This is a genomic window from Polaromonas sp., assembly GCF_018780625.1.
Classification (GTDB): Bacteria; Pseudomonadota; Gammaproteobacteria; order Burkholderiales; family Burkholderiaceae_C; genus Polaromonas.
Genome location: NZ_JADMJK010000187.1, coordinates 1 through 5031, shown reverse-complemented (window position 1 = coordinate 5031; position 5031 = coordinate 1). Strand labels below are relative to the sequence as shown.

5 protein-coding genes and 1 pseudogene are annotated in these 5031 nt (G+C 64.0%); all 6 read left to right on the top strand.

Annotated elements, in window-relative coordinates:
- Positions 1-270 (top strand): annotated as a pseudogene (locus tag IV091_RS14485) (ABC transporter ATP-binding protein); the annotation flags it as partial.
- A 33-nt stretch (positions 271-303) separates the two neighbouring features.
- Positions 304-1170, top strand: a complete 867-nt coding sequence (gene cobM / locus IV091_RS14480; protein ID WP_293469930.1) for a precorrin-4 C(11)-methyltransferase — start codon at positions 304-306, stop codon at positions 1168-1170.
- Positions 1167-2138 carry a sirohydrochlorin chelatase gene (locus tag IV091_RS14475; RefSeq protein WP_293469929.1) on the top strand — a complete coding sequence of 324 codons (972 nt, stop codon included), beginning with the start codon at positions 1167-1169 and terminating at the stop codon, positions 2136-2138. Before cobM ends, IV091_RS14475 begins: the two co-directional genes overlap by 4 nt.
- Positions 2135-2821 (top strand): precorrin-8X methylmutase, encoded by a 687-nt coding sequence (locus IV091_RS14470; protein ID WP_293469928.1) that lies wholly within the window; start codon positions 2135-2137, stop codon positions 2819-2821. The genes IV091_RS14475 and IV091_RS14470 overlap by 4 nt, the downstream gene beginning before the upstream one ends.
- Positions 2818-3915, top strand: a complete 1098-nt coding sequence (locus IV091_RS14465) for a cobalt-precorrin-5B (C(1))-methyltransferase (RefSeq protein WP_293469927.1) — start codon at positions 2818-2820, stop codon at positions 3913-3915. The genes IV091_RS14470 and IV091_RS14465 overlap by 4 nt, the downstream gene beginning before the upstream one ends.
- A partial coding sequence (cbiE, locus tag IV091_RS14460) for a precorrin-6y C5,15-methyltransferase (decarboxylating) subunit CbiE (protein ID WP_293469926.1) occupies positions 3912-5031 on the top strand: 1120 nt, incomplete at its 3' end. The genes IV091_RS14465 and cbiE, both read left to right, overlap by 4 nt.

Below are 5031 nucleotides of genomic sequence, written 5' to 3'. Positions count from 1 at the left end.
CCGCTGGCCAACCTCGACCCGCCGCACCAGACCGACTGGCTGCTGATGGTGCGCGCGCTGGTGGCCGAAGGGAAAACCGTGGTCAGCGTGCTGCATGAAATCTCGTTCGCGCTGCAGGCCGACGAGCTGGTCGTCATGGATCAGGGCCGTGTGACGCACCAGGGCGACTGCTCTGACGCCGCCACGCACCGCGCCCTTGAAGACGTGTTTGACCACCGCATTGCCATCTTCCCGCTCGCAGGCCAGTGGGTGGCCTTGCCAAAAATCTAGCGTGCGGCTAACAAATTCAAACTGGAATACATCATGCAGACTGACACTCCACCCATCGAGGCCGGCCGCGCTACTTCCGCGCCGGGCACCGTCTGGTTCGTCGGCGCGGGCCCGGGCGACCCGGAGCTGATCACCGTGAAGGGCCGGGCGTTGATTGAGCGTGCTGGGGCCATTCTGTTCGCGGGCTCCCTGGTCAGCGAGGCCGCCACGCGCTGGGCACCTGCGGGCTGCGTGATTGCTGACAGCAAGGACATGACGCTGGAGCAGATGTCTAGCTGGCTGATTGAGCAGGCTGGTCGTTGCGCGACCGTGGTGCGCCTGCAAACCGGCGATCCCTGTTTGTACGGCGCGCTGATAGAACTGGTGCAACCCCTCGACGCGGCGGGAGTTGCCATCGAGGTGGTTCCGGGGGTGTCGTCCGCCATGGCCTCTGCAGCGGCTGCGGTGGAAAGCCTGACCTTGCCCGAGGTGACACAAACCGTGATTTTCACCCGCATTGAAGGGCGCACCCCGATGCCGGAAGGCGAGTCGCTGGAGGTTTTGGCGGCGCACCACAGTACCTTGTGCATCTTCCTGAGCATCACGCTGATGGGGCGCGTCACTGCCGCCTTGACGGCTGCAGGCTGGTCGCCCGATGCGCCGATGGTGGTGGTGCACAAGGCCAGCTGGCCGGGCGAGGAAAAAATTATCCGCGGTACGGTGGCCACGATTCAGGGCCTGTGCCGCGACGCAAAAATCGTCAGCCAGTCCATGATCATTGCCAGCCCCACACTGGGCGCGCGGCAGTGGACGACGCTGACCAAATCCAGACTTTACGACGCGAGCTTTACGCACAAGTTCCGGCGTGCCAGTGTTAATGCGAATACCGATACCCCCCCAGACCTCCCGGAGACAACATGACAGCAGACACCATTCTTTTGGTGGGCCACGGCTCACGCGAAAAATCAGGCAACGACGAGATTGAAGCCTTTGCGCAGCAGTGGCGCGAACGCCAGCCCGGCTGGCGCATCGAAGTCTGCTTCATCGAGTTTTCCGAGATCACCCTGAGCGAAGGCCTGCGCCGGGCTGCAACAGGCTCGCAACGTGTGATGGTGGTGCCGCTCATTTTGAATGCCGCCGGGCACGTCAAGATGGACATTCCGCAGGCCATTGACGGCGCGCGGCTCAAATTTCCGCAGGTGGAATTTCTGTACGCGCCGCACCTCACGGCATGCGACCCTATTTTGTCCATCGTCAAACGCCGCCTGAAAGGCGCGATGCAGGCGCTGGACATGCCCGACCCGACCACCACCGGGGTGGTGATGTTGGGGCGCGGCTCGTCCGACCGGCAGGCCAACGGCGAGATGGCCAAGATGGCGCGCTGGCTGATGGAAGAAACCGACCACGAACTGGTGGACCTGGCGTTTACCGGCATCACCTGGCCGCGCCTTGAAAAAGCCGTGCAGCGGCAAAGCCTGCTGGGCATGACGCAAGTGGTCGTGCTGCCGTACTACCTGTTTAACGGCACGCTGGTCGAACGCATCACCCGGCAGGTTGCCAACCTGAAAACCCAGTACCCCGCCATCCGCTTCACCTCGACCGCCTATTTCGGTTTTGAGCGCGAGATTTTTGAACTGCTGGAACAACGGGTGAATGACCTGAAACGTGGCGCGCCCGAGTCACGCATGCCCTGTGACGGCTGCAAGTACCGTGAGTTTGGCGTCGAAAACGGCATGGGGGGGCACCACCATGACGATGCCACCCTGCACCACCACGATCATGACCATGCGCACGAACATCCACACCCGCATGCACCGGTCATCGTTCAAATTCATCCGCACCCTCATGCGCACGACCACACCCATCCTCACGAGCACGCCCACCCATGAGCACCGCCAACGTCATTACCGAACAGCTCACCGCTGCGGGCCGGGCCATTGAACACGATTCCTTTGCCGTGATTGACCGCGAGGTGGCATCGCATGCCTACACGCCGGCCCAGTGGCCCATCGTGCGCCGCATGATCCACGCCAATGCCGACTTCGACTTCAACGGCCTGACCGACTTTCACCCGCGGGCGGTGGAGGCCGGCGTGGCCGCCATCCTGTCGCGCAGCACCCGCGTGGTGGCCGATGTGGAAATGATCTGCGTGGGTTTGTCAGCGCCGCGCCTGGGACATTTCGGCATGGCCACGCACCAGTTCATCTCGGACGCCGACGTGATTGAAACCGCCAAAGCCGAAGGTACCACCCGCGCGGTGCAGGCCATGCGCAAGGCGCACCGCCTGGGACTGATCAACGGCGCCATCGTCGGTATCGGCAACGCACCTACCGCATTGATTGAGCTGGTGCGGCTGATTCATGAAGAAGGCGCGCGTCCGGCCTTGGTCGTGGGCATGCCGGTCGGCTTCGTCTCGGCGGCCGAGTCCAAAGACCTGATGGCGCTGGAAAACGAGGTGCCCTGGGTGGTGATCAGAGGCCGCAAGGGCGGCTCCACGCTGGTGGTGGCGGCCATTCACGCTCTGCTGGGTCTGGCGGAGGCACAAGAGCTCACGGAGAAAACGTCAGCATGATGGAGAAAAATGCGCCACGCGGCACACGCACCGGTTTCACCACCGGCGCGTGTTCGGCTGCGGCGGCGCGGGCTGCCACGCTGGGGCTGGTCACCGGGCAGGTGCCCGACCGTATTGAATGCCTGCTGCCCAACGGCGATCTGGTCACCTTTGCGGTGCTGGACGGTGCGGTAGACGGCCACACGGCGCACGCCATGGTCATCAAGGACGCGGGCGACGACCCCGACTGCACCGACAAGGCGCACCTCACGGCTGACGTGACGCTGCGCCGCGATCTGCCCGGCCAGGTGCTGCTGACCGGCGGTTTTGGTGTGGGCACCGTGACCATGCCCGGCCTGGGCCTGGCGGTAGGCGGCCCGGCGATCAACCCGGTGCCGCGCCGCAACATCACGACCAACGTGCAGGCCGCTGCGGCTGAACTGCTGGAAGAAACCGGTTTTGAAGTCTGCATTTCGGTGCCGCAAGGCGTTGAGATGGCCAAGAAAACCCTGAACGCCCGGCTCGGCATTCTGGGCGGCATCTCCATTCTGGGCACCACCGGCATCGTCAAGCCTTACTCCACCGCAGCCTACCGCGCCAGCGTGGTGCAGGGCGTGCAGGTGGCGGGCACGCTGGGCCATGGCGTGGTGGTGCTGACCACAGGCGGGCGTACCGAAAAATTTGTCATGCAGGAAATGCCGCATCTGCCCGAGGCGGCGTTTGTGCAGATGGGCGACTTTTTACGCTACGCCATGGGCGCGGCGGTGAAGGCGGGTTTGAAGCAGGTGGTGATTGGCGGCATGGTCGGCAAACTCACCAAGATCGCGCAGGGCGAAACCATCACCCACGCCGGCCGCGCCGAGGTCGATACCGGTTTGCTGGCCGACATTGCGGCCAGCCTGGGCGCTGCGCAAGATGTGTGCGATGCCATTCGCCAAAACGAAACCGCGCGTTATGCCGGTGAACGCATGGATGCGCTGGGCTTGGGCACGGCCTTTCACACGGCACTGGCGCAGCGGGTAATTCAAACCCTGCGCACGCGTTACCCCGATCAGTTTGATTTGAAAGTGCTGGTCTGCGACTTTGATGGTCGCAAGATAGCGGAGGCCCCTTGAATTCTGAAACGATAAACCTGATTGAAAAATGCCGAATCATCGGCGTGCTCGACGACGGCGTCGCCAGCTTGAGCCGCACGGCGCTGGCGCACCTGCAGCAGGCGCAACTGGTGATTGGCGGCACGCGCACCTTGCAATTATTTGCCGAACATATTGACCCGGCAACCCAGCAGTGCGACCTGACCGGTGCACTGTCGCAAGTACCCGAATGGATTCGCGTGGCCCAGGCAGCCAACCGGCGCGTGGTGCTGCTGGCCACGGGCGACCCGCTGTGCCACGGCATTGCCGCCTACCTGGCCTCGCGTCTGTGCATTGAAGCGATTGAGGTCATCCCCAATGTCTCCACCCTGCAACTGGCCTGCGCCCGGCTGGGTCTGCCGTGGCAGGACATGAAATTTTCATCCGTCCACAGCAAGGATGCGGGCGACTGGGTGGCCGGGTCTGACCCCGGCCACGGCCTGTACGCGCTGTTAAGGGACATTCGCCAGCATGACCGTTTGGCGATTCTGACCAGCCCGGACAACACCCCCGACCGCATCGCCCGCATGCTGGTGACGGAAGGCCTGGCCGATGATTTCGAGATGGCCGTGGCCGAGCGCCTGTGCCAACCCGAAGAGCGCATCGTCAGCGGCATCAGCATTCAGGCCGCCACGCAAATACCGTTTGCCGACCCCAACGTGGTGCTGCTGTGGCGCACCACCTTGCGCGCGCCGCAGGTGCTGTTCGGCCTGCCCGACGCCAGCTTTGAGCAGCGCCATCCCGAGAAGGGCTTGATCACCAAGAACGAGGTGCGCTCCGTCTCGCTGGCGCGCATGCAACTGCGCGCGGACAGCGTGGTGTGGGACATCGGCGCGGGCTCGGGCTCGGTGGGGCTGGAGGCAGCGCGGCTGTGCCGGCAAGGCCATGTCTATGCCATCGAGAAGAATGTGGATGACAGTGCCATCGTGCGACGCAACCGATTTCGCCTGGGCATCAGCAACCACACGCTGGTGCATGGCAAGGCCCCCGAAGGCCTGGCCGCGTGGGCCGACCCGGACGCCGTCTTCATCGGTGGCTCGGGTGGGGAACTGGCCGGCTTGATCGCCCTGATCTTGCAGCGGCTCAAGCCCGGCGGCT